This window comes from Rhodococcus parequi (genome assembly GCF_046042785.1).
GTDB classification, from domain to species: domain Bacteria; phylum Actinomycetota; class Actinomycetes; order Mycobacteriales; family Mycobacteriaceae; genus Prescottella; species Prescottella parequi.
In genome coordinates this window covers 1-23,735 of sequence record NZ_JBDLNV010000013.1, presented here as the reverse complement: position 1 = coordinate 23,735, position 23,735 = coordinate 1, and the positions used below count along the sequence as shown (strand labels likewise).

General features: G+C 69.1%; 28 protein-coding genes. 15 read left to right on the top strand and 13 right to left on the bottom strand.

Annotation, left to right across the window (positions count from 1 at the left end):
• Positions 1 to 104: 104 nt before the first annotated feature.
• Together ABEU20_RS24660 and ABEU20_RS24655 are read left to right on the top strand one after the other, a co-directional pair.
• Positions 105 to 806 (top strand): TMEM165/GDT1 family protein, encoded by a 702-nt coding sequence (locus ABEU20_RS24660; protein WP_420167024.1) that lies wholly within the window; start codon positions 105 to 107, stop codon positions 804 to 806.
• Between the two features lie 9 nt (positions 807 to 815).
• On the top strand, positions 816 to 1,301 hold the full coding sequence (locus tag ABEU20_RS24655) for an FABP family protein (RefSeq protein ID WP_420167023.1): 486 nt from the start codon (positions 816 to 818) through the stop codon (positions 1,299 to 1,301).
• 4 nt (positions 1,302 to 1,305) lie between these two features.
• Here the strand turns inward: ABEU20_RS24655 and nrdF are convergent, their stop codons facing one another.
• Positions 1,306 to 2,274, bottom strand: a complete 969-nt coding sequence (gene nrdF / locus ABEU20_RS24650) for a class 1b ribonucleoside-diphosphate reductase subunit beta (protein WP_420167022.1) — start codon at positions 2,272 to 2,274, stop codon at positions 1,306 to 1,308.
• The gene (locus ABEU20_RS24645; protein WP_420167021.1) at positions 2,267 to 2,905 is read right to left on the bottom strand and encodes a superoxide dismutase; all 639 of its coding nucleotides are present in this window, start codon (positions 2,903 to 2,905) and stop codon (positions 2,267 to 2,269) included. The genes nrdF and ABEU20_RS24645 overlap by 8 nt, the downstream gene beginning before the upstream one ends.
• Positions 2,906 to 3,157: 252 nt before the next feature.
• On the opposite strand from ABEU20_RS24645, the gene ABEU20_RS24640 reads away from it, so the two are divergent.
• From ABEU20_RS24640 to ABEU20_RS24615, 6 genes are all read left to right on the top strand, one after another.
• On the top strand, positions 3,158 to 3,994 hold the full coding sequence (locus ABEU20_RS24640; RefSeq protein WP_420167020.1) for an alpha/beta fold hydrolase: 837 nt from the start codon (positions 3,158 to 3,160) through the stop codon (positions 3,992 to 3,994).
• A gap of 37 nt (positions 3,995 to 4,031) precedes the next feature.
• Positions 4,032 to 5,195 (top strand): acyl-CoA dehydrogenase family protein, encoded by a 1,164-nt coding sequence (locus ABEU20_RS24635; protein WP_420167019.1) that lies wholly within the window; start codon positions 4,032 to 4,034, stop codon positions 5,193 to 5,195.
• Between the two features lie 17 nt (positions 5,196 to 5,212).
• Positions 5,213 to 6,094: a VOC family protein gene (locus tag ABEU20_RS24630; RefSeq protein ID WP_420167018.1), complete on the top strand. Its 882-nt coding sequence runs from the start codon at positions 5,213 to 5,215 to the stop codon at positions 6,092 to 6,094.
• A gap of 104 nt (positions 6,095 to 6,198) precedes the next feature.
• A complete protein-coding gene (locus ABEU20_RS24625) occupies positions 6,199 to 6,969 on the top strand; it encodes a TetR/AcrR family transcriptional regulator (protein ID WP_420167017.1) in 771 nt (256 codons plus the stop codon).
• Positions 6,970 to 7,023: 54 nt separating this feature from the next.
• Entirely contained in the window at positions 7,024 to 8,442 is a 1,419-nt protein-coding gene (locus tag ABEU20_RS24620) for an amidase (RefSeq protein ID WP_420167016.1), read from the top strand.
• 34 nt (positions 8,443 to 8,476) lie between these two features.
• Complete coding sequence (locus ABEU20_RS24615) at positions 8,477 to 9,298, top strand: hypothetical protein (RefSeq protein WP_420167015.1); 822 nt, start codon at positions 8,477 to 8,479, stop codon at positions 9,296 to 9,298.
• A 7-nt stretch (positions 9,299 to 9,305) separates the two neighbouring features.
• On the opposite strand, the gene ABEU20_RS24610 is transcribed toward ABEU20_RS24615, so the two are convergent.
• Together ABEU20_RS24610 and ABEU20_RS24605 are read right to left on the bottom strand one after the other, a co-directional pair.
• Positions 9,306 to 9,941, bottom strand: coding sequence for an ankyrin repeat domain-containing protein (locus ABEU20_RS24610; protein WP_420167014.1), 636 nt, complete (start codon positions 9,939 to 9,941; stop codon positions 9,306 to 9,308).
• Positions 9,938 to 10,528, bottom strand: a complete 591-nt coding sequence (locus ABEU20_RS24605) for a GlcG/HbpS family heme-binding protein (protein WP_420167013.1) — start codon at positions 10,526 to 10,528, stop codon at positions 9,938 to 9,940. The genes ABEU20_RS24610 and ABEU20_RS24605 overlap by 4 nt, the downstream gene beginning before the upstream one ends.
• 139 nt (positions 10,529 to 10,667) lie before the next feature.
• Between ABEU20_RS24605 and ABEU20_RS24600 the strand changes: the two genes are divergently transcribed.
• The 3 genes from ABEU20_RS24600 to ABEU20_RS24590 are packed head-to-tail and all read left to right on the top strand — an operon-like array spanning position 10,668 to position 12,991.
• Positions 10,668 to 11,825 carry a sensor histidine kinase gene (locus tag ABEU20_RS24600; protein WP_420167012.1) on the top strand — a complete coding sequence of 386 codons (1,158 nt, stop codon included), beginning with the start codon at positions 10,668 to 10,670 and terminating at the stop codon, positions 11,823 to 11,825.
• Entirely contained in the window at positions 11,822 to 12,442 is a 621-nt protein-coding gene (locus ABEU20_RS24595) for a response regulator (RefSeq protein WP_420167011.1), read from the top strand. The genes ABEU20_RS24600 and ABEU20_RS24595 overlap by 4 nt, the downstream gene beginning before the upstream one ends.
• Positions 12,443 to 12,445: 3 nt before the next feature.
• The gene (locus tag ABEU20_RS24590; protein ID WP_420167010.1) at positions 12,446 to 12,991 is read left to right on the top strand and encodes a hypothetical protein; all 546 of its coding nucleotides are present in this window, start codon (positions 12,446 to 12,448) and stop codon (positions 12,989 to 12,991) included.
• A gap of 24 nt (positions 12,992 to 13,015) precedes the next feature.
• Here ABEU20_RS24590 and ABEU20_RS24585 read toward each other — a convergent pair whose 3' ends face one another.
• Positions 13,016 to 13,663, bottom strand: coding sequence for a PadR family transcriptional regulator (locus ABEU20_RS24585; RefSeq protein ID WP_420167009.1), 648 nt, complete (start codon positions 13,661 to 13,663; stop codon positions 13,016 to 13,018).
• A 179-nt stretch (positions 13,664 to 13,842) separates the two neighbouring features.
• Between ABEU20_RS24585 and ABEU20_RS24580 the strand changes: the two genes are divergently transcribed.
• Entirely contained in the window at positions 13,843 to 14,373 is a 531-nt protein-coding gene (locus tag ABEU20_RS24580) for a DUF3558 domain-containing protein (protein ID WP_420167008.1), read from the top strand.
• Between the two features lie 15 nt (positions 14,374 to 14,388).
• Positions 14,389 to 14,754, top strand: coding sequence for a hypothetical protein (locus ABEU20_RS24575; RefSeq protein ID WP_420167007.1), 366 nt, complete (start codon positions 14,389 to 14,391; stop codon positions 14,752 to 14,754).
• Between the two features lie 24 nt (positions 14,755 to 14,778).
• Here ABEU20_RS24575 and ABEU20_RS24570 read toward each other — a convergent pair whose 3' ends face one another.
• The 6 genes from ABEU20_RS24570 to ABEU20_RS24545 form a co-directional block, all read right to left on the bottom strand.
• Positions 14,779 to 15,591, bottom strand: a complete 813-nt coding sequence (locus ABEU20_RS24570) for a hypothetical protein (protein ID WP_420167006.1) — start codon at positions 15,589 to 15,591, stop codon at positions 14,779 to 14,781.
• A 63-nt stretch (positions 15,592 to 15,654) separates the two neighbouring features.
• Positions 15,655 to 16,257 carry a TIGR03086 family metal-binding protein gene (locus tag ABEU20_RS24565; RefSeq protein WP_420167005.1) on the bottom strand — a complete coding sequence of 201 codons (603 nt, stop codon included), beginning with the start codon at positions 16,255 to 16,257 and terminating at the stop codon, positions 15,655 to 15,657.
• 73 nt (positions 16,258 to 16,330) lie between these two features.
• Positions 16,331 to 16,963, bottom strand: a complete 633-nt coding sequence (locus ABEU20_RS24560) for a DUF6308 family protein (RefSeq protein WP_420167004.1) — start codon at positions 16,961 to 16,963, stop codon at positions 16,331 to 16,333.
• A 1-nt stretch (position 16,964) separates the two neighbouring features.
• Positions 16,965 to 17,549: a hypothetical protein gene (locus ABEU20_RS24555; protein ID WP_420167003.1), complete on the bottom strand. Its 585-nt coding sequence runs from the start codon at positions 17,547 to 17,549 to the stop codon at positions 16,965 to 16,967.
• A gap of 82 nt (positions 17,550 to 17,631) precedes the next feature.
• The gene (locus ABEU20_RS24550) at positions 17,632 to 19,077 is read right to left on the bottom strand and encodes a flavin-containing monooxygenase (protein ID WP_420167046.1); all 1,446 of its coding nucleotides are present in this window, start codon (positions 19,075 to 19,077) and stop codon (positions 17,632 to 17,634) included.
• Positions 19,078 to 19,237: 160 nt separating this feature from the next.
• The gene (locus ABEU20_RS24545) at positions 19,238 to 19,606 is read right to left on the bottom strand and encodes a RidA family protein (protein WP_420167002.1); all 369 of its coding nucleotides are present in this window, start codon (positions 19,604 to 19,606) and stop codon (positions 19,238 to 19,240) included.
• Between the two features lie 170 nt (positions 19,607 to 19,776).
• Here ABEU20_RS24545 and ABEU20_RS24540 point away from each other — a divergent pair, with 170 nt between their 5' ends.
• Positions 19,777 to 20,544 carry an SDR family NAD(P)-dependent oxidoreductase gene (locus tag ABEU20_RS24540; protein WP_005516432.1) on the top strand — a complete coding sequence of 256 codons (768 nt, stop codon included), beginning with the start codon at positions 19,777 to 19,779 and terminating at the stop codon, positions 20,542 to 20,544.
• A gap of 57 nt (positions 20,545 to 20,601) precedes the next feature.
• Here ABEU20_RS24540 and ABEU20_RS24535 read toward each other — a convergent pair whose 3' ends face one another.
• Positions 20,602 to 21,111, bottom strand: coding sequence for a pyridoxamine 5'-phosphate oxidase family protein (locus tag ABEU20_RS24535; protein ID WP_420167001.1), 510 nt, complete (start codon positions 21,109 to 21,111; stop codon positions 20,602 to 20,604).
• A 143-nt stretch (positions 21,112 to 21,254) separates the two neighbouring features.
• Positions 21,255 to 22,850 carry a TM0106 family RecB-like putative nuclease gene (locus tag ABEU20_RS24530; protein WP_420167000.1) on the bottom strand — a complete coding sequence of 532 codons (1,596 nt, stop codon included), beginning with the start codon at positions 22,848 to 22,850 and terminating at the stop codon, positions 21,255 to 21,257.
• A 121-nt stretch (positions 22,851 to 22,971) separates the two neighbouring features.
• Between ABEU20_RS24530 and ABEU20_RS24525 the strand changes: the two genes are divergently transcribed.
• Positions 22,972 to 23,601 (top strand): DUF6474 family protein, encoded by a 630-nt coding sequence (locus tag ABEU20_RS24525; RefSeq protein ID WP_420166999.1) that lies wholly within the window; start codon positions 22,972 to 22,974, stop codon positions 23,599 to 23,601.
• Positions 23,602 to 23,735 lie beyond the last annotated feature (134 nt).

Here is a 23,735-nt window from a genome sequence, read left to right as displayed (position 1 = left end):
TGTGCCGGTGGGCGAGACCTTCGGCCTGCGAACGCGCCGCGTTCGGGGCCGGAGGAAGGTTTCCCGACATCCTCCGAGAACGAGAAATCCGGAGGAGGTTCGACTTGCTGGCCGCGATCCTGTTGAGTTTCGGTGTCATCTTCGTCGCCGAACTGGGCGACAAGTCCCAGCTCATGGCGATGACGTTCGCCCTGCGCTACCGCTGGTGGGTGGTGATCGCGGGTATCACCGTCGCCACCACCGTCGTGCACCTGGTCTCGGTCGGCGTCGGCCACTTCCTGGGCGCCGCGCTGCCCACCACCGCCATCTCGATCGTCGGCGGCATCGCCTTCGTGATCTTCGGTTTGTGGACACTGCGTGGCGACAGCCTGTCCGACGAGGAGGAGAACAAGGCCCGCAAGGTCACCGGATCGGCGTTCCTCGCCGTCGCGTCGGCGTTCTTCCTCGCCGAGCTCGGCGACAAGACGATGCTCGCCACCGTCACTCTCGCGGCCGACAACGACTGGGTGGGCGTGTGGATCGGGTCGACCATCGGCATGGTGGCGGCCGACGCCCTCGCGATCGTCATCGGCGCACTGCTCGGCAAGCACCTGCCCGAAGCCTTCGTGCGGATCGGTGCGGCAGTGCTGTTCTTCGCGTTCGGCGCATGGCTCGTGCTCGAGGGCCTCTTCCCGGAGAGCCCCGCAGGCCCGATCACCGCGGGTGCGGTGGTCGCGGTCGCCGTCGCGGGTGCCGGCATCCGGCGCCTGACCAAGGGCCGCGCCACCGCCCCCGCCGAACAGGTCGATCCGTCGCGCACTTCCTAGACTGACGGCATGGATCAGACGAAGTCCGAACTGCTCGCGCCCCTCGGCGATCTCGCCGCCTTCGCCGGACGCTGGGTGGGCGCCGGCTCCGGCCACTACCCCACGATCGACGACTTCGCTTACGACGAGGAGATCGAACTCGCGCCCAGCGGAAAGCCGTTCCTGTTCTACCGGTCCCGCACCCGCAAGCCGGGCGGTGGCATGCCGATGCACACGGAAACCGGTTACCTGCGCCGCGCGGGCGACGCCGTCGAACTTCTGGTGGCGCAGCCCACCGGTTTCGTGGAGATCCACCGTGCCACCCCGTCCGACGGGGTCCTCGCCTTCGCGTCGCACGCGCTCGACGCGTCACCGGACGCCAAGCCGGTTCACGAGATCCGGCGCCGTTTCGAGCTTCGCGAGGACGGTTCGGTCCTCGCGTACGACATGTGGATAGCGTTCGACGACGTGCCGATGACGCATCACCTGCGTGCGGAACTGCGCCGCGCCGCCTGAGAATTCAGAAGTTCCAGTCCGCGTCCTCGGTGGGTTTCTGCTTGCCGATGACGTAGGCGCTGCCGGAGCCGGAGAAGAAGTCGTGGTTCTCTCCGGCCCCGGGATCCAATGCCGACAGGATCGCCGGATTCACCTCGCACTCGGATGCCGGGAACAACGGCTCGTAGCCGAGGTTGGCGAGTGCCTTGTTCGCGTTGAACCGCATGTAGCACAGGACCTCTGCCGTCCATCCCACTTCGTCGTACAGATCGGCGGCGTACGCGACCTCGTTGGCATAGAGCTTCTGCAGCAGCTCGTAGGTGTAGCGCCGATGCGCGTCACGCGCACCCCTGTCGAGCTGTTCGAGCGCTTTCCGGCACTTGTATCCGATGTAGTACCCGTGTACCGCCTCGTCCCGGATGATCAGGCGGATCAGGTCGGCGGTGTTGGTGAGCTTGCCGCGGCCGGCCCAATACATCGGTAGGTAGAAGCCGCTGTAGAACAGGAACGATTCGAGCATGACCGACGCCGCCTTGCGGGCGAGGGCGTCGTCGCCGCGGTAGTACTCGACGACGATCTGCGCCTTGCGTTGCAGGTGCGGGTTGCGCTCCGACCATTCGAACGCCGCGTCGATCTGCCGGGTCGAGCACAGCGTGGAGAAGATCGAGCTGTAGCTCTTGGCGTGCACCGACTCCATGAACGCCATATTCGTCAGGACGGCCTCCTCGTGCGGGGTGACGACGTCGGCGATCATCGCGACGGCTCCGACGGTGGCCTGCGCGGTGTCGAGCAACGTCAACCCGGTGAACACCCGGATGGTCATCTCGCGCTCGGTGTCGGTGAGCGTTTCCCACGACGCCAGGTCGTTGGACAGCGGAATCTTCTCGGGCAGCCAGAAATTGCCGGTGAGCCGGTCCCAGACCTCGGCATCCTTGGGGTCGGGCAGCCGGTTCCAGTTGATCGCGTGGACGCGATCGACCAGGCGTTCACTCACCGCCGATCGCCTCCCGGAGGTCGAACCCGCGTCCGGCCCGCGCCGCCTCGAACCTGCGTCCCACGTCCGACCAGTCGACGAGCGACCACAGTCGATCGATGTAGTCGGCCTTCACGTTCCGGTACTGCAGGTAGAAGGCGTGCTCCCAGGCGTCGAACACGAGCAACGGCGTACTGGTGACTGCGAAGTTCGTGTGGTGGTCGTGCAGTTGATGCACCACGAGACGGATGCCCACCGGATCCCAGGCCAGTACGCCCCAACCCGACCCCTGCACCGTGGCCGTCGCCGAGGACATCTCGGCCCGGAAACCGTCGAAGCTTCCGAAGAACTCGTCGATCGCGGCTGCCAGTTCGCCGTCCGGTCGGTCACCGCCCGTGGGCGACAGGTTGCGCCAGAAGATCGAGTGCAGCGCGTGTCCGGACAGGTTGAAGGCGAGGGCGCGCTCGAGCCCGGCGAGCGCCGAGTAGTCGCCGCACGCGCGAGCCTCGTGAAGCTGTTCCACAGCGGTGTTCGCTCCCCTCACATACGCGGCGTGGTGTGCGCCGTGATGCAACTCCATTATCTCGCCGGAGATGACGGGTTCGAGCGCCCCGTAGTCGTAGGCGAGGTCGGGAAGAACGTAACCGGGCATGTCTGATCACCTTTCGTCGATGGGCCGCCGCCAGACTAGCTCGAGTTTCGGATCACCGAATACTTGTCTTCGTATGCCCGAACATCCTACGTAGCGGAACATCGGCGAACCAATCTCACTCAATCGCTTGATTGATCTCCAGGGTGACCGTAGGCTCACGACCCAACATCAGGATTCGAACTGTCACCGAGATCGGTTCGCGCTCAAGGCTTCTTGCGCCGCCGATGAGAGCGCACGGAAGATGGGACCAGAATGGACACGCTCGACTACGCCGGCACCACCCGCGGCCCTTCCTCGACCGACAAGCTGCACTTCCACGAGGCCGGCGAGGGCCACCCCCTCGTGTTGCTGCACGGGTCCGGACCGGGCGTGTCCGGGTGGTCGAACTTCTCGAAGAACCTGCCGGTCTTCGCCCGCAACTTCCGCACCATCGTCGTGGACATGCCGGGATTCGGTGCGAGCCCGGACATGACGTACGACCGGCCGTACCCCGAGATCGCCGCGGAAACGATCGTCACGCTGCTCGACGACCTCGGCATCGAGAAGGCGCACCTGCTGGGCAACTCGATGGGCGGCTGGGTCGCGCTCGAGACGGCAGCGCTCGCCCCCGAACGGGTCGAGCGGATGGCACTGATGGGCCCGGGCGGCCTGTACGCACCGCTGCTCGGTCCGATGATGAGCGAGGGGGCGCGCCGCCTCAACGCCTTCCTGGTGGACCCGACCCGCGAGGCGCTCGAGGCGTGGGTCGACTCGATGGTGTACGACCCGGCGACGATCACGCCGCAGCTGCTCGACGAGCGCTGGGCCAATGCCACCGCGCCGCGGGCCATCGAACGCATGCGCGCGGTGATGGCATCGCTCGGGCTGCCCGGCAAGGCACCGCTGTGGGCGCGCACCGACGAGATCCCGCACAAGACGCTGGTGACGTGGGGACGCGACGATCGCATGCTGCCGCCGGACGGCGCCCTGTTCGCTCTGCGGCGGATGCCCAAGGCGGACCTGCACATCCTCGGCGAGTGCGGGCACTGGGCCCAGGTCGAGCGCAAGCACGACTTCGAGTCACTGGTCACGGACTTCCTCACCCGCTAGGTCTCCCGCTCCCCGCTGACGAAAGGTGCTCTTCACCATGCAGTTTCAGCACGAAGCCATCGATTCGGTCCTGGCCGCCGGCGACCGGATGCGCGACCTCGAAACCGACTGCGTCGAACAGCGTAGGCTCTCCGACGACTCCGCCAAGATCCTGCGCGACGCGGGCATCATGCGACTCCTCCAGCCCAAACGCTACGGCGGCTTCGAGTCCGGCCCCGGGGTCTTCAACGCCGCGATGCACGAGATCGCCCGGCTGTCGAGCTCGGCGGGTTGGGTGACCGGCGTCGTCGGCGTCCACTCGTGGCATCTGGGCCTGTACCCGGACCGGGCGCAGCACGACGTGTGGGGCGACAATCCCGACGCGTGGATCAGCTCGTCGTACAGCCCGGCCGGCACCGCCCGCATCGTGCCCGGTGGCTTCGAACTGACCGGGCGGTGGGGCTTCTCGTCGGGCAGCGACCACTGCGACTGGGTGTTCGTCGGCGCGATGGTCCTCGACGCGGAGGGGCGCCGCACCGGGCAGCAGGTGCATCTGTTGCTCCCCCGCGCCGACTACACGATCGACGACGTCTGGTTCACGTCCGGCCTGGCGGGCACCGGCAGCAACGACATCGTCGTCGACGGCGCCTTCGTACCGGACCACCGCGTGCTCGACGTCGCGGACCTCTACGCGGAGCGCTACCCCGGCAACGAGGTGAACCCCGCGGGCCTGTTCCGACTTCCCTGGTACACATTGTTCGTCAATGCCGTCGTGATGCCGCTGGTGGGCATGTCGCGCCGGGTGCTCGACGAGGCGGTGGGAATTCACAAGTCCCGCTTGGCAGTCGACACTTCCAAGTTGCCGCACCCGGCCACGCTGGCGCGCCTGACCGAAGCCGACTTCGAGGTCGACACCGCGTACCGGATCCTGCAGGCCAACCTCGCCGACGCCTACGCCGCCGTCGAACGCGGCGACCAGGTGTCCATGGGGGTCCGTCAGCGCACCCGGCGCGACCACATCGCCGCCGTGCGACTCGCCGTCTCCGCCGCCGACAAGGCCTACCAGGTGGGCGGGCCCCGTTCCATCGCGACGTCGAGCGCGCTGCAGGCGGTCTGGCGCGACGTCCACGCCGGTCAGCACCACGCGGTCAATCTGCCGGACCGCTCCGACCACGAGTACGGCGAATACCTGCTCACCGGGAACCCCGGCACCCTCTACTGATCCGAGGAGAATTCACAATGCCTGTTCTCTCGCTGGGATACCTGCGCCTGAACGTCGAGTCGGCGGCGAGGTGGAAGCCCTTCGCGGCCGATTTCCTCGGCATGATGCCCGTCGCGGGTCCCCTGCCGGGCTCGCAGCACTACCGGATGGACGACTACCCGCCGCGACTGGTGGTCACCGAATCCGCGACGCCCGGCCTGGAGTCGGTCGGGTTCGAGGTCCTCGACCGCACCGACCTGAAGGACCTGGTGGCCCGCGTCGAGGCGTCGGGCATCGAGACCCACGCCGGGACGCCGGAGGAGTGTGCGCTGCGCCAGGTCACGGGGTTCGCGGGGTTCGACGACCCGTCGGGCAACCGGGTGGAGTTGTTCTACGGGCCGGTGCTCGATCACCGACCGGTCGACCTGCCGCACGGATCCGGCTTCGTCACGGGCGATCAGGGCATGGGTCACGTCATCCTGAACGTCGTCGACACCGAGGCCGCCTACGAGTTCTACGTGGGTGTCCTGGGATTCGCCGAACGCAACTCGCTCGAGCTGCCCGGGGGCACCAGCTACTTCCTGGGCTGCAACCCCCGGCAGCACACGCTCGGGCTCAACCCGGCCGAGGGCCCGAACCTGCTGCACCTCATGGTGGAGACGGCGGACCTCGACGATGTCGGCAAGGCCCTCGACCGTGTCGACAGCCTCGGCATCCCCATGATGCAATCGCTCGGCAAGCACACCAACGACCGGATGCTGTCGTTCTACGTCTACTCCCCCGACGGCCATGCCACCGAGATCGGTTGGGGTGGTGAGCGGATCGAGGGCCCCGCGCCCACCTACCGGATCACCGAGGGCGCGGTGTGGGGGCACAAGTACACGCCCGCACCGGCCGGCGCGAAGGGGCTGCCGCGCTGACCACCACACCGAGCAAGCGCTTCGTCGATCAATCGTCCAGTTCACCGCTGCTAGCCTTCGGTGGTACTCGGTCGAACCGAATACCTGGACAATGAGGAGTGAGCGTGGCGTCAGCGGGTCGACGCGAAGTCATCCTGACCGAATCGGCGCGGTTGTTCTCCGATCGGGGCATCGCGGCCACGACGATCCGGGAGATCGGCGAGGCCGTGGGCCTGAACTCGGGGACGTTGTACCACTACTTCAAGTCCAAGGACGCGATCGTCTCGGAGATCCTGGTCAGCTTTCTGACCGATCTCGTGGAACGGTACCGCGCGGTCGTGGCCGAACCGGAGAGCGCGCGGACCCGACTCGTGCGCATCGTCCGCGCCTCGCTCGAGGTCGCCGACCTGCACCCGTACGCGACTGAGATCTACCAGAACGACTTCGCGAACCTCTCGGCCCTGCCCAGCTACGCGGACATCGCCGACGCGGTCGATGCCTCGCACGACGCCTGGTACAGCGTGGTCGAGGCCGGCGTCCGGGACGGCGAATTCAATTCGGGCATAGACATCTTCGAGTTCCAGCGGATGATGCGCGAATGTGTGTTCATGTCGGTGCGATGGCACCGCAACACCCTCGGTCAGGACATCGACGCCCTCACCGAGATGCTCACGACGGTGTTCCTCAACGGCTTCGTACCGCCGCCGTCGGGGGCTCCCACACCGCCGCCCGTGCGCCCGCGGAAACGGGCCGCCAAGCAGACCGCCGCGGCCGAACCGACACAGCCGGAGAAGGCTCCGGACGAGGTGCAGGACATCCGCTCCGAACTGGACTCGCTGCGCACCGAGATGCGGGCGATCCGCGCCGCCATGGCCGATCGCGTCGACACGCCCTGAGCATTCGCTTCGCGACGGTTCCCCGCGGAGGTCGTCTCGTCCTACACTCCGGACATGACGGCCACTCCGCGTGTGCATGCGTTTCGTGACGACGCCCTCGGCGATCTCGATGCCACCGGCGTCGCGGCCCGGATCGCGTCGGGTGAGGTGTCCGCGCGCGAAGTGGTCGAGGCTGCGATCGAGCGCGCCGAGCTGGTGCAGGGGCCGCTGAACGGCATCCAGTTCGCCGACTTCGAGCAGGCGGCGCGGCACGCCGACACCCCCCGCCCGGGCGTCTTCGCCGGCGTCCCCACGATCGTGAAGGACAACGTGGACGTCGCGGGTGTGCCGACCGGGCACGGCAGCGCGGCGTTCACCCCGACCCCGGCGGCGCGCAACAGCGACTTCGTCGACCAGTTCCTGTCCACCGGCGCCGTGTCGATCGGCAAGAGCAGGCTGCCCGAGTTCGGGTTCAGCGCATCCACCGAGTACGAGGACGCCGATCCGGTGCGCAATCCCTGGGATCCCGACTACTCGGCGGGGGCGTCGTCAGGAGGCTCCGCGGCGTTGGTGGCGTCCGGGGCGCTGCCGTTCGCGCACGCCAACGACGGCGGCGGTTCCATCCGGATTCCGGCTGCCGCTTGCGGACTCGTCGGTCTCAAACCGACACGTGGTCGCACCGTGGCCGACGCGACCGACAAGACGATGCCGATCCGCATCATCTCCCAGGGCGTGGTCACCCGGTCGGTGCGCGACTCCGCACGGTTCTACGCGGCCGCCGAACGCTACTTCCGCAACCCGAAGCAGCCGCCGATCCGGCTCGTCGAGGGCGCCGGCTCCGCGCGCCTGCGGATCGGAGTGATCGTCGACTCCGTGACGGGTGTGCCCACCGACGACGAGACGCGGAAGTCGGTGCAGGCCACCGCAGATCTGCTCGATTCGCTCGGCCACCACGTGGAGGAGGCGACGCTGCCGGTCGACGCCACGTTCATGAACGATTTCCGGCTCTACTGGGGATTCCTGTCGTTCGCCGTCCTCACCGGCGGCAAGCGCATGTTCGGGCCGTCGTTCGAGCGGACCGGCACCGACAACCTCAGCCGAGGACTCGACGCGTTGTACCGCAAGCACTTGGCGCAGACGCCCCGCATGCTCTATCGGCTCCGCCGCAGCGCGAACGCCTACTCGAGAATGTTCCGGAACTACGACGTGGTGCTGTCGCCGGTCCTGAGTCACACCACCCCGAAGATCGGTTACCTCTCGCCCGCACAGGATTTCGACACCCTTCTCGAGCGCCTGGTGAACTACGCGGCCTTCACGCCACTCAACAACGCCACCGGCGGGCCCGCCATCTCCCTGCCGCTGCACCAGACCTCGACCGGTCTGCCACTGGCGTCACACTTCTCCGCGAACCACGGCGACGAGCGCACCCTGCTCGAACTCGCCTACGAGCTCGAGGCGGCCAAGCCGTGGGCCCGGATCCAGGATCCCGCCTGAACGCCGAATCGTCTGATACGGAAAGCAATCCCGGGTGATCGACGACGCCGACATCACGGCGCACCTGACCGACGAGGTGTGCGCGCTCCCCTACCCGGGGCAGTGGTCGAATCCTCGGTTCGCGGGTGACGGCGCGGCGGTGATCGCCCGCGACGGCGACCTGACGGAGTTGCGCGTCGATCGGCGGGCCGGTCGCGTCGACTGGGTGGACCTGCATACCGGAGCCGAGCAGATGCTCGCCCCATCGCTGCCCGCCCTCGGGGCGCTCGCGGCAGCGTACGCGACAGCGCTACGGGACACCCGAGGAGCCGGCGACCCCGCGTTGCGGCGCATCGAGCAGACGTTCCTGGATTTCGTCCGCACGGTGTCCGCCGATCTGGTCGCCGACGGGACGTTCTGGGCCACCGCCGCGGAGGAACTCGGCGACGGTGTGCTCGGTGGTGACGACCTCCCCGAACCGCTCACCGTGGTACCGGCGGGCGGGTCCACCGTCGTCATCGCGATGCCGATGCTGCGGCTGCACCGGGCGCTCACCGACGAGGGACTCACCCTGTCCGGCTACCGCACCGCGGTGTCGTACGTGACGCTGTCCGGCGACCTGAGCACCACACTGGCGAACACAGCCCGCCCCGGTGCACAGGCGTCGGGACCAGCGCGGGTGCTCGTCGTCGACGGGCAGACCCCGCTCACCGCCGACGCCCTCGCGTTTCCGACGCTACGGACGCTGATCCTCGTCGAGCCCGCGACACTGCCGGAGAATCTCGCCGCAGCCGCCGCGGCCCTCGCGGTGGTGACCGTCGGCTCCCGCGAACCGTTCGCCCGGATCGCCGACCTCCTCGCCCACCGCGAAGTCTGACGACTCGTCAGTTCGCCTCGGCCGCGGTCAAGAGCGCGACGACGTCCTGCTGGCCGCGGGCCTGCGCATTCTGCAGCGCCGTCAGCCCGCGAGCGTCCCGGATCGACGGGTCGGCTCCGGCGTCCAGGAGTTGCCCCACGACGTCGACGTAGCGCGCCGAACCGTCGCCGTAGACGACGGCCTCGAGCAGCGCCGTCCAACCCGGGTCGTTGACGTGGTTCACCGGCACGCCGGCGTCGATGAGGATGCGGACCGTCTCGACATGGCCGTGCTCGGCCGCGGGAATGAGCGCAGTACCGCCGAACCGGTTGGTGGAATGCACGTCCGCACCGTGTTCGAGCGTCGCGACGAGAATGTCGTTCAAGCCTTCCGCACCGGCGTACAGGAATGCCGAATCCTCGATGGCGTCCTTGGCGTTCACGTCGGTCCCGGCCTCGATCAGCGCGATCGCTTCCGCGACCTCGTTCGCCTTGGTGGCCGCGACGAGGCGGCGTTCGAGGTCCGGGGTGGAGGACGGCACGGCTTCCGCGGTTGCCGAGGTGACGGCGGGAGGTGTGGGGGCGGCCGGCGTCTCGACGACATCGGCGGTGCCGCAGGCGGCCGCCGTCAGGGCGACGGCGGCCACCAGAACAGCCGCTCTCACTGCAGGCTGCCGGCGATCTCCGCGAGACCCGCTGCCGCGCAAGCCTGATCGGCGTTGCCGTCGGGTGCACCGCCCACACCGATCCCGGCGATCGACGCGTTGCCGACCTTGACGCTCACGCCGCCGGGGAGGAACAGCGTGCCGGGCAGGTCGGCGATCGTCGGGCCGTCGCCCTTCACGCGGCCGGCGAGGTCGCTGGTGTTCGCGCCGAACGCGGCGGCGGTGTAACCCTTCGCCCGCGCGGCCTCGACGGTGTGCTCGGCAGCATTGTCACCGCGCAGCATCGCCTGCACGCTGCCGAACCGGTCGACGACCGAGACGGTGACGAAGCCGAGACCGTCGGCCTGGCACTTGGCGAGTGCGGCCTGCGCGGCGCGGCCGGCGGTCGCCACCGACAGCCGATCGGCCGACACGGTGCCCTTCTCGGCGTCGCCGGGCTTCTGCGACGACATCGCGACCGGGGCGACCTCGGTGCCGGACGGCGTTGCGGTCGAGTCCTGGCTGGATCCGCAGGCGGTCGCGGCGAGCAGGGCGACGGCGGGAACGGTGATCGCGAGGGCGCGGGGGAGGCGGCGGGACAGGTTCATCGGTGGCCTTTCGAACGGGGGAAATCGAGTGATTCCACCCTCGCGCCGGTGCCGGGTTCGCGGCATCGGCCGCGCGGCCACCGTCGGATCATCCGAATGGCCGATCCCGGTTCGTCGCGGCGTCCGTAGGATCGGCCCGATGCAGGGCAACCGGGAAAACGCGGACACCGCCGCCTTTCGCGGACCGCTCGGTGCCGCGATCCACCTGTCGTTCTACGTGCTGCTCGCGGCGTCGACGGCCCGCTACCTGACCTATCACGGGGTGAGCGGACGGTGGCTCGTGGTCGCCGGGCTGATCGTCGCGCTGGCGGCGCTATACGCGGAGATCGTGGTGCTGTCGCGGCGCGGCGGTGCGTGGCAGCCGTGGGTGTGGCCGGTGCTGACGTCGTGGGTGGCGCTGGTGTGGCTGGCGCCGAGCTTCGCGTGGACGGCGTTCCCGATCTTCTTCCTGTGCACACGCGCGTTCCCGCGCTGGGCGGCGTACCTCATCGTCGCGGTGCTCGCGGTGTTCGCGGGCATCGAGTTCGCGTCGTTCAGCGGCCGCACCGAGTGGGCGGTGCTACTGGCCCCGCTGTGCACCGGGGCGCTGATCGTGCTCGCCTACGGGCAGGTGGAGCGGGACAGCGCCGAGCGCGAACGCCTCCTCGGCGAACTCGTCGACGCCAAGTCACGGCTCGCCGAGACCGAGCGGGAGGCCGGCGTGCTGTCCGAGCGCGAGCGTCTCGCGCGGGAGATCCACGACACCGTCACGCAGGGCCTCACCAGCGCGCTGCTGCACCTCGAGGCGGCCGACGAGGTGTGGGAGCGGTCCGGGCCACGGGCCCGCGACGAGGTGCGGGTGGCCACCCGCTCGCTGCGCGAGAACCTCGCCGAGACCCGCAACCTCGTCCACTACCTCAGCTCCCCCGACCTCGCGACGCAGACACTCGACGCCGCCCTGCTGGCCGCCGTCCGCGGGTACGTGCCGTCGGCGCAGTTGCGGGTGATCGGTGAGCCCGTCGCACTGCCGTCGGACGTCGAGCACGCGCTGCTGCGGATCACGCAGAGCGCGGCGTCGAACATTCGACGGCACGCGAACGCGCACACTGTGGGGGTGACCCTGACGTACCTGCCCGACGCCGTCGCCCTCGACGTGTTCGACGACGGCACCGGATTCGTGGTGGGCGAGACGAGTGGGTTCGGCCTCCCGGCGATGCGGCAGCGCGTCGAGGCCCTCGGCGGCACGTTCTCGGTGGAGAGCGCGCCCGGCGAGGGCACCGTGGTCGCGGCGCAGATCCCGGTCGGGGACGCGTCGTGATCTCGGTGCTGCTGGTCGACGACCATCTCGTGGTGCGTGCCGGCCTGCGGGCGCTACTCGATTCGCAGCCGGACGTCGAGGTGATCGGTGAGGCCGACACCGGCGAGGACGCCGTTGCGATGGCCGCGGACCGGTCCCCCGACGTGGTGATGATGGATCTGGCGCTCGGCGCGGGAATCGATGGTGTGGAGGCGATCCGGCGCATCCGCGCGGCTCGCCCCGAGCAGCCGGTGTTGGTGTTCACCACGTACGACACCGACGCCGACGTGGTGCGCGCGCTCGACGCCGGCGCGATCGGATATCTGCTCAAGGACTCTGCGCCGCAGGACATCTTCGGCGCGATCCGGGGCGCCGTGGCCGGCCGCAGCGTGTTGTCGCCGCCGGTGGCCTCGCGGGTGCTGGACCGGATGCGACGCCCCGACCAGGCCCTGACGGCACGGGAGGCGGAGTTGCTGAGCCTGCTCGCGGAGGGTCTGACAAACAAGGAACTCGGCAAACGGCTGTTCATCAGCGAGGCGACCGTGAAAACCCACCTGGCACACATCTACGCCAAGCTCGGTGTCGACTCGCGGGCCGCCGCGGTCTCGATCGCCTTGCGGCGGGACGGGATTCGCTGACGTATGTCCGAGTTCTCCTCGATCCGCGTGCAGGGCACGCCCACGGTGACGCACCTCGACCTCGACCTGCTGGAGTCGTACGCATTTCCCGACGGCAGCGGATTCCCGGCGTCGTATCGCGACTTCGTACGCGGTCTCGGCTGGGGCCGATTGTTCGGTCTGTGGCTCGTGTATCCGCCCGTGCTCGACGGCCACGCGGACGGCTGGCAGGCCCGGAGCCGCATTCTCACCGAACGGCTGCGGGAGGCCTACCGCGACGGCCGGGCAGAGGAGTTCGACTGGATGATCGAACCGGACGGCGACTGGTCGCTGATCGACTCGCTGCGTGTCTTCGCGATCAGCGAGAACGGGGACGTGCTGGTGTGGGACACCGCCGCTCGCGACGAGCACGGCGAGTTCCCGGTGTACTGCTCGCAGGGGATGAACTCGCTGCGGTTGCTCGGACGTTCACTGGATGCGGCGGTGACGGTGCTGCGCGCCGAAACGGCGGAGTTGTTCGGCGAGAACGAGTTCGACTTCGAACCGCTCGGCGCGCAGCGCCTTTCGTGACCGGGTGACCGGTCACGCCGGTATTCACGACTCCGTGGCGGTGTCGCCTGAGCCCGCGTCCTGGTCGTCGCCGGCCAGGATCAGGTAGAGCGCCCGTCGGGCGTCGGTGAGTACCTTCTCCGCCGCAGCGAGTTGCTCGGCGGTTCCGGACATCTGGACCTGACGGGCGGCGCCGTGCAGGTCGTGGAGCGGTCCGCGTAGATCGGGTCCCGATCCCGCGAAGGCGAAGGGGTCGCCCCAGGATTCGGCGTTCTGCTCGACGAACTCGCGTCCGGTATCGGTGAGGGTGACGAGCTTGCGGCCGCCCTCGGCGGTCGTCTGCACCAGGCCCTCGTCCTCCAACTGCTGGAGCTTCGGGTAGATCGCGCCGGCGCTCGGGCGCCAGGCACCGTTGGTGCGATCGGTGATGGTCTGCATCAGTTGGTAGCCGTACATCGAGTCCTCCTTCAGCAGGAGCAGGACGGCTGCGCGGACGTCGCCGCGACCTGCTCGACCCATGCCACCGCGTCCGCGGGGTCCACCGTGTCCGCGACCCCGGCCCCGACCACCGCGCATGCGGGGGTCCTCGCCGTCGAAGGGGCGGTGATGGCGGCGCTGACGGCCCGTCTCCTCACCCCACGCGGGGTGTCCGTGCATCTGTTCCGGCCCTCGCCGGTGATTCATGTTCCTCATCGGTTCTTCCTTTCATCGTTTCCGACACACTCACGATATATCGTGATCGTATCTTTGAAAAGGGTGGTGCGAGTCACTGGTCGTCGCGGCGGGTCATCCGATGGAACCGGGTGCCGGCGCGCTGCGTCTGATCCAATGAGCGAGTCGTCTGAGCGAATCGAGGGGGAAACGTGAGGTCAGTGGGTCGATATGGGGTCGCCGTTCTCGCGGCGGTCAGTGTCGTGGGCCTGGCCGGTTGCGGATCGACCAGCGTCGAGGGGCAGGCCGAGACTCCCAAGGCTGACGCCGGGGAGCCGGCATTCGATCCGTGCAGCATTCCGGACGAGGTGCTGCGCGCCCTGGGGATGGATCCGTCGTCGGAGGAGCGGGACATCCAAGACGTCAAGCAGCCGGGTTGGAGTCTGTGCAGTTGGAACGACCCGGACGTCTCCTTCTTCGTCACGATCTTTGCCACCGGCCGACCGCTCGACTCGATCCTCGCCAATGAGCGATTCACCGACGTGACACCCATCGAAATCAACGGACGCGAAGCATTCACAGTTCGTGAGACGTCGGACAAGCGCAACGAGCACTGCGACGTCGTCCTCGCCGCCGGGCCGGACACGTTGATGCTGCAGGCCGACTACGCGAAGGGCCTGCCACCGTCCGAAAGCCCATGCCCTCTTGCGGTCGAGAACGCACAGCTTCTCGAACCGGCCCTGCCTCGCTGACGAAAGGGCTCGATCATGTGGACGACCTCGTCATGGAGCGAACTCGGCGCGATGGTCGATGCCGGTGAACTCTTCCTCGAGGCCGGTGTCGCCGAAAGGTGCGCGGCCCGCTGCGCCGAACTGCACCGCGAACTGGTCACCCTCCAGCGAGACGCCAAACGCCTCGCCCGTATCGACGGCCTCGGCCACCTGCCGTCCGGCGTCGCGCTGGCCCGCAAGTTCGGGCAGAAGGCGTCGGGCGGTGAGTATCCGCTCGATCAGGCGCTCGCCGACCACATCACCGTCGTCGAGGAGATGCGGTCGGTGTTCGAGAAGATCGCGGCGAATTACGAGGCCGCCGAGGAGTCGAACGCGCAGCGGTTCTCCGAACTCGGAGGCTGACCCGCAGCCGTTCGCCGGCTCGATCTAGGACTCGGTGAGGTCCGCGAAGTTCTCCGTGTAGCCGAGCAGCAGCACCGACGAGCCACGCAGCACGGCGCGGAGTTCGTTCCAGGCGTCCGCATCTCGCTGCCCGTACAGCTCCCGCAGGTCCGCGATGAGCGCGTCGACGTCGCGCTGCTCGGGATCGAGGACACTCAGGAACCCGAGCGTGGACGCGCCGATCCCGGCCAGTTCGTACCCGTGCCGCTCCCGCATCCGGCGCGCCACCGTACAACTCTCGAACGGCGTCCAGTCGCCGCCGAAGTAGCCGTTGGGGAGGTCGGCGAGCAGGTCGATGTCGTCCTCGGTCGGCAGGCACTGCACCACGTGCACGTCGTCCACCACCAGACCGGGATCGCGATTGAGCGCGACCAGTGCATCGATGTCGCTCGGCGCGGTGACGAGCGAACCGCACACGTCCTCCCATCGCACCGCGTGGTCCGGGTCCGTGAGCACCGCCCGGGCCGACTCGAACACCGCGGTGTCGTAGGCGAGGACGGCCTCGTCGGTCTCGTCGTCCGGGTACTCCACGTCCCCGTCCAGATCGTGCTTACCGCGCGCGTGGCCGCTCGTGTAGAGGCACTGGTTCGGGTCGTCCAGCGTCAGGAAGCAGCGGCCGTCGTTGCGATGGGCCGCCTCGATTCCCCGGAATGCTGCGAGCAGCGCATCGAAGGACTGCGCCTCGGTGACGACTGCGACGCTCAGCCGGTTCACACCCCGGTGTCCCGCGTCGGGCAGGGCAGTGACGACCGCACCCGCCACGTCGCCGTAGTCCACCGGCTGCCGGGTATCGGACACTGTTCCTCCATCAGGGTTCGGCGCTACCGCATGCCGACCCATGATCCCCGAAGGTCGCAGCGGCTAGTCGCCCACCATCTCGCCGGACGGCGCCCAGCGCGGATTGCGTCCGGCGTATCCGAGGAGCCGATCCAGATCGGAGGCGTCGTCCGGGACCGGAACCACCGGCCCGTAGAGCCCCTGGCGGCCCGCCTCCTCCCCCGGCACCGACATCGAGGCCGCGAAGCTCAGGCTCGCCTCGACGCTGGCCGGATCGGATTCGAAGGGCTGACCGGTGGCGCGCGCGAGGTCCCAGCCGTGCAGCACCAGCTCGTCGATCGCTACCGTGCACATGACGGCGGCGGGCATGGTCACGCCGCCGGCCGCCGCTTCGCCCTCCCAGGCTCCGGGCTCACGCCACGCGGCGGGCAGTGCATCGAGTTGCCGTTCGAGCCGCGCCCGCCAGTCCGCCGGTAGTTCCGTCGGCCGCGCCGACCCGTCCCCGGGGAACGGGGTCTTGCGGGCCGCGGCCGTGAACGCGTCGGTCAGCTCGAGCAGGTGGCGCAACAGGTCGGCCACCGACCAGTCGGTGCAGGGCGTCGGGAGATCGAGGTGCTCGTCGCGTACCCCGTCGGCCACCCGCGCCACCTGCATCGACGCCGGCCCAAGGTCGTATTCGGTAGTCATGCGTGCCTCCGTCCGTCGAAATCCATCTCACAGATATCGACCGGGCGGGGACGCGGAACTCATCGCCCGCAGATCAGTGCGGAGACTTGAGCTGCATCCACGCGAGCACCGTGAGGATCCGCAGCGCAGGCACCGCGTCGTCCAGCCCGGCCTGTTCGCGCAGCGAGACGAGTCGCCGGTGCAATTCGCCGTCGTTCGCACGGAGCGCCCGGCGCACGGGATCGAGGTGCGCCTGCTTGGTGTCGAGGACCTCGCCGATCACTCGGTCGTAGATCGGGAACAGACGCGGGCGTTTCCGGGCGATCAGCTTGGACGCGACGGTGCGGCCGATGCTCGGGACCGTCCAGAGCGCCGTCTCGAGCCGGCACACCGGAGACTCGGGGGTCGGTTCGGCCGCCTCGTCGACGAGGTCGCGGTCGGGGCCGACGGCAGCCAGCAGCTCGGCGAACTCCGCACCGCGCTCGCGCAACAGGATCTGCGCGCCGTCCGGAGACACGTCGACCGACAGCATCGTGACCGCCACGAGGTCGTCCGCCGTGAAGACGTCGGCGTCTCGCCCGCGGGTGCCGGTCGAGTCCCAGGTGTCCCACCGTGCGCCACTGCGCAGGTACCCGGTCTTGACGAGCGGTTCGGTGAAGTACCTCTGCAGGACCTCGACAGCGGCGCCGTCATCGGCCCCGAGAACCTTCGGGAGCCGAATCGCCATGTCAGGCATCCTCGTTCATGACATCGAGAACGTGCTGCGCGAACGAGCGGTTGTGGTACTGCGCGAACGGGCCACGCCCCTTGCTCACCAGCAGCTCGGCCAGCGGACGGATCGTCGTCTCGTCCAGCGGCAGCTCGAAGAACTGCTCGTCGGCGCCCTCGTCGGAGAGGAACCAGTCGATGAGCACACCGTCACCGTCCGCGGAGGCGTGTTCGGTCTGCTTGAAGCGCAGCAGCGGGTTGGCCATCGCCAGCCCGTCGAGGCTGTACCCGGTGCTGCGCTGCAGCGCCGACAGCGACGTGAACAGCACGGTGCGGAAGTCGACGGTCTCGCCGTTCTCGGTGTAGCGCTCCACGTACAGCACTTCCATCGGACCGATGTTGAGCGCGAACAGGCGTTCCCGTTCGGCGGTCTTGTTCGTGTCCGGGAGGCAGCTCAGGGTCCACTGATCCACCTCCACCGCGGCCGGGTCGTCGAACGCCGAAGCGAGATAGCCGGCAATCAGATCGACCACCACGTCGAAGAACGGGTCGGTCTGCAGCAGTTTGAAGTTGGCGTCGGTCGCGGCGGGGTCGATGTCAGGCATGGGTGATCCTCGGGTTGTGGGGCGACCTCCGAGGATACTGCGCCGAGGGTCCTCGACTCGGCGCCAGAGGCGACCCCTCCGCTCACACGCTCGCCGACTCCATCCGATAGTCGCCCAGCGGGAAGCTCCGCGCCTCCGCGAAGGCGTTGGCCGTCGACGTCGGACGCAGCAGCGCTGCCTCGCCGTGCTGGTTGAAGTAGTAGGACCGGGCCGTGCCGCAGCTGCCGCCGTAGAAGACGGAGTCATCGAGGTTCGCGGTCATCCGGTCCAGGAACCGGGTGTTGGCGTCCTCGGTCACCTCGAAGACGTCGGCGCCTGTGCGCCGCATCTCGGTGAACAGCCGGGTCATGTGCGCCATCTGCGATTCGATGGTGGTGAAGTACGACAGCCCGCTGTACGAGTACGGGCTCGCCAGGGTGAGGAAGTTCGGGAACTTCGGCACCGCGACACCCTCGTACGCCTGGAAGCGATTGTCCCGCCACCACTTTCCGAGGTCGCGACCGCCCCGCCCGATCACCTCGATGGCCGGGAAGTTCACGTCCCACAGGTTGAAGCCGGTCGCCAGGATCAGGGTGTCGATCTCGGTACGCCGACCGTGGGTGGTGACGACGGCGTCCGGCTCGATACGCGCGATCGACGTGGTTTCCAGCTTCACGTTCTTCTTCGTGAACGTGCGGTAGTAGTGGTTGGAGAACGTCGGCCGCTTGCAGCCGAAGTCGTAGTCGGGCGTCAGTTTCCGGCGCAACCCACCGTCGCGCACCTGCGCGCGCAGGAACAGCTTCGACGCCGCCGCGGCACCCTTGTTGAGGATCTTCGCCTGCCGGTAGTGCAGCACCGCGCTGACCATGATGCCTTCGAGAATGGCGTCGCTGACCGCACGGGCCACGCGCTGCGTCGTCGGCACCCGCGAGAAGAGTCGTTGCACCACAGCAGGAATCGGCATGTCGAGCTTCGGCACCACCCAGATCGGGGTGCGCTGGTAGACGGTGAGCTCCCGCGCCTTCCGGGCCACCTCGGGGATCAGCTGGACGGCGGTGGCACCGGTGCCGATGATCGCGGCCCGCGACCCCGCCAGCTCGATGCCGTCTTCCCACGCGGTGGTGTGCAGGACGCGTCCGGCGAACGTGTCGATGCCGTCGATGGCCGGCAGCTGCGGCTGCGAGAGGAATCCGGTCGCGGTGAGCAGGTAGCGCCCGGTGACCTGGCCGCCGCCCTCGGTCGACACCACCCAGTGCCGGGCGTCCTCGTCCCAGCGGGCGCCGGTGACGACGGTGCCGAAGCGCATGTACCGGCGCAGGTCGTACTTGTCGGCGACGTGCTCGGCATATCGCTTGAGCTCGGCACCGGGCGCGAACAGCCGCGACCAGTGCGGATTCGGTTCGAACGAGTACGAATAGGTGACCGACGCGATGTCGACGGCCAACCCGGGGTAGCGGTTGACGTGCCACGTGCCGCCGAGGTCGTCTTCGCGTTCGAGGATCGCCAGGTTGGTCAGCCCGAGCCGACCCAGGGCGATCGCCGCGCCCATCCCGCCGAAGCCGGCACCGACGATCACGGCGTCGTACTGCGTGTTCCGATCCACGGCTCCACCCTCCCCAGATATGTGTCACTCCCAGTGTCACTCATCTGCGCGAGTGTGGCCAGGGTTTCGGTGCGATCCGGCCACCACCCCCGCACCGAGGCCGGGCTCAGCCGCGCGTGCCGGCCGTGGCCACCGCGTCGATCTCGACCGTCGCGCCGTACGGCAGTCCGCTCACCTCGACGAAGGTACGAGCCGGTCGCGGGGCGTCGAAGAGACGCTCGAACTGCCGGTTCGCCTCCTCGCGCAGGGACAGGTCGGTCACGAAGTAGGTGAGCTTCACGACGTCGCCCAGTTCTCCGCCTACGGTCGCGAGACGCTCGACCATCCGGTCGACGGCGGCGTCGAGCGCCTGCGTGCGACCCGGCACCGGAACGCAGTTCTCGTCGACGGACAGGGCGCCCGAGACGAAGACGAGGCCGGCGGCGACGAACGCCGGACTGTAGGGGTGGTCGGCGGACACCTCGGTCAACGACATCGAGTGCCTCCTCTGAGGTCGACAGCAACGGATCAGGCCGACCATAGCCCGCCCCGGGACACGTGCCGATGAACAGCACGCACACCCCAGCGACAGCCCCGACCGCACGTTATGGTGCAGGTCACACGGCCGACCGTGAGGGGTCGACCCGACGCGAAGGGGAAACCGCAGTGGAAATCCAGGGAACCGCGGCACTGATCACCGGCGCAGCCTCCGGCCTCGGAGCCGCAACCGCGAAGCGCTTCGCCGACGCGGGCGCCACCGTGTTCGGGCTCGACCTGGCGCAGTCGATCGAGCGAGCCGGCGACAACGTGCCCGCAGGCGTCACGTTCCTTCCCGCCGACGTCACCAGCGAGGCCGACGTCCAGGGCGCCGTCGACAAGATCGGCGAGTCGGGGGTTCCGCTGCGCACCGTCGTCAACTGCGCCGGCGTCGGCTGGGCGGGCCGGATCCTGTCGAAGAACGGCCCGCACGACCTCGAGTTGTTCCGCACCGTGATCACCGTCAACCTGCTCGGCACGTTCAACGTGATGCGACTGGCCGCCAACGCGATGCAGCACCTGCCGACGGTCGACGACTCGGGGCAGCGCGGCGTCATCATCAACACCGCGTCGGTCGCGGCGTTCGAGGGGCAGATCGGGCAGATCGCCTACACCGCGTCGAAGGGCGGCGTGCATGCCATGACGATCACCGCCGCGCGCGACCTCGCGCAGGTCGGCATCCGGGTCAACACCATCGCCCCCGGCACCATCGACACCCCGATGCTCGCGGGCGTCACCGACGAGTACCGCACCAACCTCGAGGCCGGCATCCCGTTCCCGTCGCGCCTCGGCAAGCCCGACGAGTACGCGCAGCTGGCGCAGTTCCTCGTCGAGCACGACTACCTCAACGGCGAGACCGTCCGCATGGACGGCGCGCTGCGCATGGCGCCGCGGTAGAAGCCCGCCGCCCCGGGGCGAGTGCCTCGGGGCGACGCCCCTCCGGGGACGCGCGGATCAGAAGCGCCAACGCGTCTGCGCGTACTCACCTTTCGCGAACGCGAGGACAGTGGACGGCTCGACGCGGAACACCGTGGCGGGTCCTCCGGCGGTGTTGACGAACCGCCCGTCCGTGACGTCGAAGCTCCAGTCCGACCCGTACTTCGCGCGGTAGGCGTCGGCGATGCCGGTCAGCGACTCGGGATCCGAGATCCGCACCGCCCGCCCCTCGATCACGACGTCCAGCCCGGATCCGAGGGCGTTCGACCCGGTCGTCAGCGCGCACGCACTGCTTTCGGCGAGGTTGCGCGCCTTCTGCTCGTCGGGCCCGGTGCAGAAGTGCATCCGGTCGTCGACCCGGACCGCGATCAGCGGCGTCACGTGCGGTCGGCCGTCGGCGCGGACCGTGGACAGCCAGAACACCTCGGCGCCGTCCAGTGCGGCCGTCACCTGCGGCCAGGTGGACGGCGGCGCGTTCTCCTCGCTGTATCGGCGGTCCAGTTCGGCGGCGGGCAACTGCGCGGTCATGGGGGTCTCCCGTCTCGTGGGGTGCTCTCCCAGGTACAGACCCGGACCCCGCCGAAAACTCATCGCGAGGCCGCCCGGATCTCCCGGATAGGACCGCGCGCCCTCGCGATAAGTGCGCAAAACGCGAGGGCGGGGCGGCCTGGCTACAGCTCCGACTCGTGCGGGATCTCGGCGACGGCGCGCTCGCTCATCCACTCGCGCAGCACCTTGGTGGCGATGACGTCGTCCTCGTTGTACTCGAGGAGGCGCTGACGCTGGGTGAGGTCGGGGTCGCCGTCGTAGCCGACGGCCTCGCGGTACCAGCTCATCGACGCCTCGCCGTTGGCTTCGGCGTCCCGCCAGTGGAACCCGGCGATGGGCGCGATCTTCTTGAGGCCCTTACCGTTCGGGCACACGAAGTTGTCGCCGACGGCCTGGTAGATGTCCACCCATTGCGGGCTGTCGATGAACTCGCGGATCTCGGCGACCGTGGGGATCCCCTCGATGCCCGCGAAGCGGCGTGCCGAGTCGAGTAGCCACTTGTCCTCGGCGGACCGCGAATAGCAGTACGCAGCAAAGGTTTTCCCGGCCGCCGCGGCGCCCGCCCGCTCGGCCATGAGCCATATCCAGAACTCGGCGAACGAGCGCGCCTCGTCGACGGTGGGCACCGGATCCCAGCTCACGAACGGCCGGTACACCGACGTGCCGGCGACGTTGAGCAGCGTGCCCCACAGGTAGGCGCCGTGCTCCTGGTAGCTCTCCATGTCGACGTCCACCTCGACGTCGGCGCGGGTCACCGTCACGGTGTCGTGGCGGCGCACCAGCGGCGCCTGCGCGATCCACGCCTTCGCGGTGACGACGGTGTCGTGGAACGAATTGTGCGGCCACTCCTCCGGGGCGTCGCCCTCCCACGCCGCCAACTGCTCGATGGTGCGTACGCCGCGCTCACGCAGCACGTCGGCCCGCGACCCGGACGCCACCAGCGACACGTCGTGGGTCTCCTCGAGCTTCTCGCGGCAGCCCGGCCACCACGGACACGAGCGGCACTCGCCGATCTGCGACGGCACCGTCGCGATCTCGCCGCGCGCGACGGCGATCCGGTCGGCGAAGCGTTCGTCGTAGTCGTCGAGCACGGTGGACAGGTCGTGCACCAGCACGCAGTCGGCGCCGTAACCGATGGCACCGCCCAGCAGCGCCGGGCTCGCCAGGTCGTGGCGTTCGAGCATCCGGTGCACCTGCGCGAGCCGCATCTGGTCGCGCAGCTGGGCGCGCACCTTGCGCTTCTCGTCGACGGCGGGCGCCCACTCGAACAGCCCCGTCGTGGTGGCGCCGGTGCCCGGGTCGGTGACCTTGTGGTTGACGACGATGACGGGGATGTAGCCGCCGCCGTCGACGTCGCGCAGCAGGATCTCGACGCGACCGCGCCGCCCGGTGTCCCGCTCGGTGGGCAGTACCGCACCCCAGATCTTGTCGGCCCCGTCCCGGCACGCCTCGAGAGTGGCGCGGGCGCGCTGCCCGGCCGGACCGTCCGGCGCGATCCGCACCCACGCGTCGGGGTCGGCATCCATGAGCCGGACGCGGACCGCCTCGCGCTGCGCGGCCGCCGCGTCCTGCCGCTGTTTGACTCCGGTGTTCTCGGGGGCCGCCGCCAGCAGGTCGGGGTAGGTGGCATCGAGATGGACACGGTGGCGGCACCGCGTCAGCGCACCGGGCTCGAGGAGCACGGGGGCGCCGTCCTGCGGGCCGTTGGGGGAACACACGATGTGGAAGATTATGTGCTCACCTAGGGTAAAGCCGAAAGCGGCGGAGCCCGATCAAACACAGATAGGCTGTGACGCAGTCCGCCGCCGCGCCGAAACACCAGATGGAGGGGCCTTTCCAGTGGGGTTGTTCAAGAAACGTAAGCGGCGCGCCACGCGCAAGGCCGAGGCGAAGGCGCTCAAGCACAAGGCGAAGATCGAGGCCAAGCTCGGCGCCAAGAACGACCGCAGGAAGAACCGGTCGGACGCGAAGGCCCAGAAGAAGGTCGACAAGGCCCAGATCTCGGCGCTGAAGGCGCAGGAGAAGGCCGCCGTGAAGGCGGCCGAGAAGGGTCTGACGGTCGCCCAGCTGCGCCGCTACATGGGCGTCGCCCGCCTGCTCGCCCCGGTCGTGGTGCCGCTCGCCTACCGCGGCGCGACCGCGCTGCGCGGCCAGCTCGACGCCCAGCGCGCGCAGCGCATGGGCATCGCCGTCGACCAGCTCGGCGAGTACACCGGCCACGGCGCCAAGCTCAGCGCGCGCATCGCCGGCGCCGAGAAGTCGGTCGCCGAGATCGTCGCCCGCCACCCCGGGGACGCGGAGACGCAGCAGTTCGCGACCGCGATCCGGGCCCGGCTCACCGACCTGGAGACCGCCGTCCACGCCTCCGAGCAGATGCCGCCCGCCCGCCGCAAGCAGGCGCACCACGCGATCTCCTCCGAGCTCGACGGCGTCGAGGCCGACATCCTGGCGCGCCTCGGCGTCCGCTGACCTCTTCGCCCCGACCGCCGTGTCCGCCCACCGACCCGCCCCGACCGCCGCGCTCCGCGGTGGTGCGGTGGGCGCGTTGGCGGCGGCACTGGCGGTCGCGGCGCACGGCGTCGCCGGGGGCGGGTTCCCCGGCT

What these genes read in the sequence shown, in the direction of transcription:
- ABEU20_RS24535 (WP_420167001.1), bottom strand. Translation starts at nt 21,111, where the DNA reads ATGACCGCGCAGTTGCCCGCCGCCGAACTGGACCGCCGATACAGCGAG.
- ABEU20_RS24585 (WP_420167009.1), bottom strand. Translation starts at nt 13,663, where the DNA reads ATGAGGAACATGAATCACCGGCGAGGGCCGGAACAGATGCACGGACAC.
- ABEU20_RS24655 (WP_420167023.1), top strand. Translation starts at nt 816, where the DNA reads ATGGATCAGACGAAGTCCGAACTGCTCGCGCCCCTCGGCGATCTCGCC.
- ABEU20_RS24635 (WP_420167019.1), top strand. Translation starts at nt 4,032, where the DNA reads ATGCAGTTTCAGCACGAAGCCATCGATTCGGTCCTGGCCGCCGGCGAC.
- ABEU20_RS24620 (WP_420167016.1), top strand. Translation starts at nt 7,024, where the DNA reads ATGACGGCCACTCCGCGTGTGCATGCGTTTCGTGACGACGCCCTCGGC.
- ABEU20_RS24640 (WP_420167020.1), top strand. Translation starts at nt 3,158, where the DNA reads ATGGACACGCTCGACTACGCCGGCACCACCCGCGGCCCTTCCTCGACC.
- ABEU20_RS24600 (WP_420167012.1), top strand. Translation starts at nt 10,668, where the DNA reads ATGCAGGGCAACCGGGAAAACGCGGACACCGCCGCCTTTCGCGGACCG.
- ABEU20_RS24545 (WP_420167002.1), bottom strand. Translation starts at nt 19,606, where the DNA reads ATGTCGTTGACCGAGGTGTCCGCCGACCACCCCTACAGTCCGGCGTTC.
- ABEU20_RS24645 (WP_420167021.1), bottom strand. Translation starts at nt 2,905, where the DNA reads ATGCCCGGTTACGTTCTTCCCGACCTCGCCTACGACTACGGGGCGCTC.
- ABEU20_RS24575 (WP_420167007.1), top strand. Translation starts at nt 14,389, where the DNA reads ATGTGGACGACCTCGTCATGGAGCGAACTCGGCGCGATGGTCGATGCC.
- ABEU20_RS24555 (WP_420167003.1), bottom strand. Translation starts at nt 17,549, where the DNA reads ATGCCTGACATCGACCCCGCCGCGACCGACGCCAACTTCAAACTGCTG.
- ABEU20_RS24630 (WP_420167018.1), top strand. Translation starts at nt 5,213, where the DNA reads ATGCCTGTTCTCTCGCTGGGATACCTGCGCCTGAACGTCGAGTCGGCG.
- ABEU20_RS24590 (WP_420167010.1), top strand. Translation starts at nt 12,446, where the DNA reads ATGTCCGAGTTCTCCTCGATCCGCGTGCAGGGCACGCCCACGGTGACG.
- ABEU20_RS24605 (WP_420167013.1), bottom strand. Translation starts at nt 10,528, where the DNA reads ATGAACCTGTCCCGCCGCCTCCCCCGCGCCCTCGCGATCACCGTTCCC.
- ABEU20_RS24550 (WP_420167046.1), bottom strand. Translation starts at nt 19,077, where the DNA reads ATGGGCGCGGCGATCGCCCTGGGTCGGCTCGGGCTGACCAACCTGGCG.
- ABEU20_RS24565 (WP_420167005.1), bottom strand. Translation starts at nt 16,257, where the DNA reads ATGACTACCGAATACGACCTTGGGCCGGCGTCGATGCAGGTGGCGCGG.
- ABEU20_RS24560 (WP_420167004.1), bottom strand. Translation starts at nt 16,963, where the DNA reads ATGGCGATTCGGCTCCCGAAGGTTCTCGGGGCCGATGACGGCGCCGCT.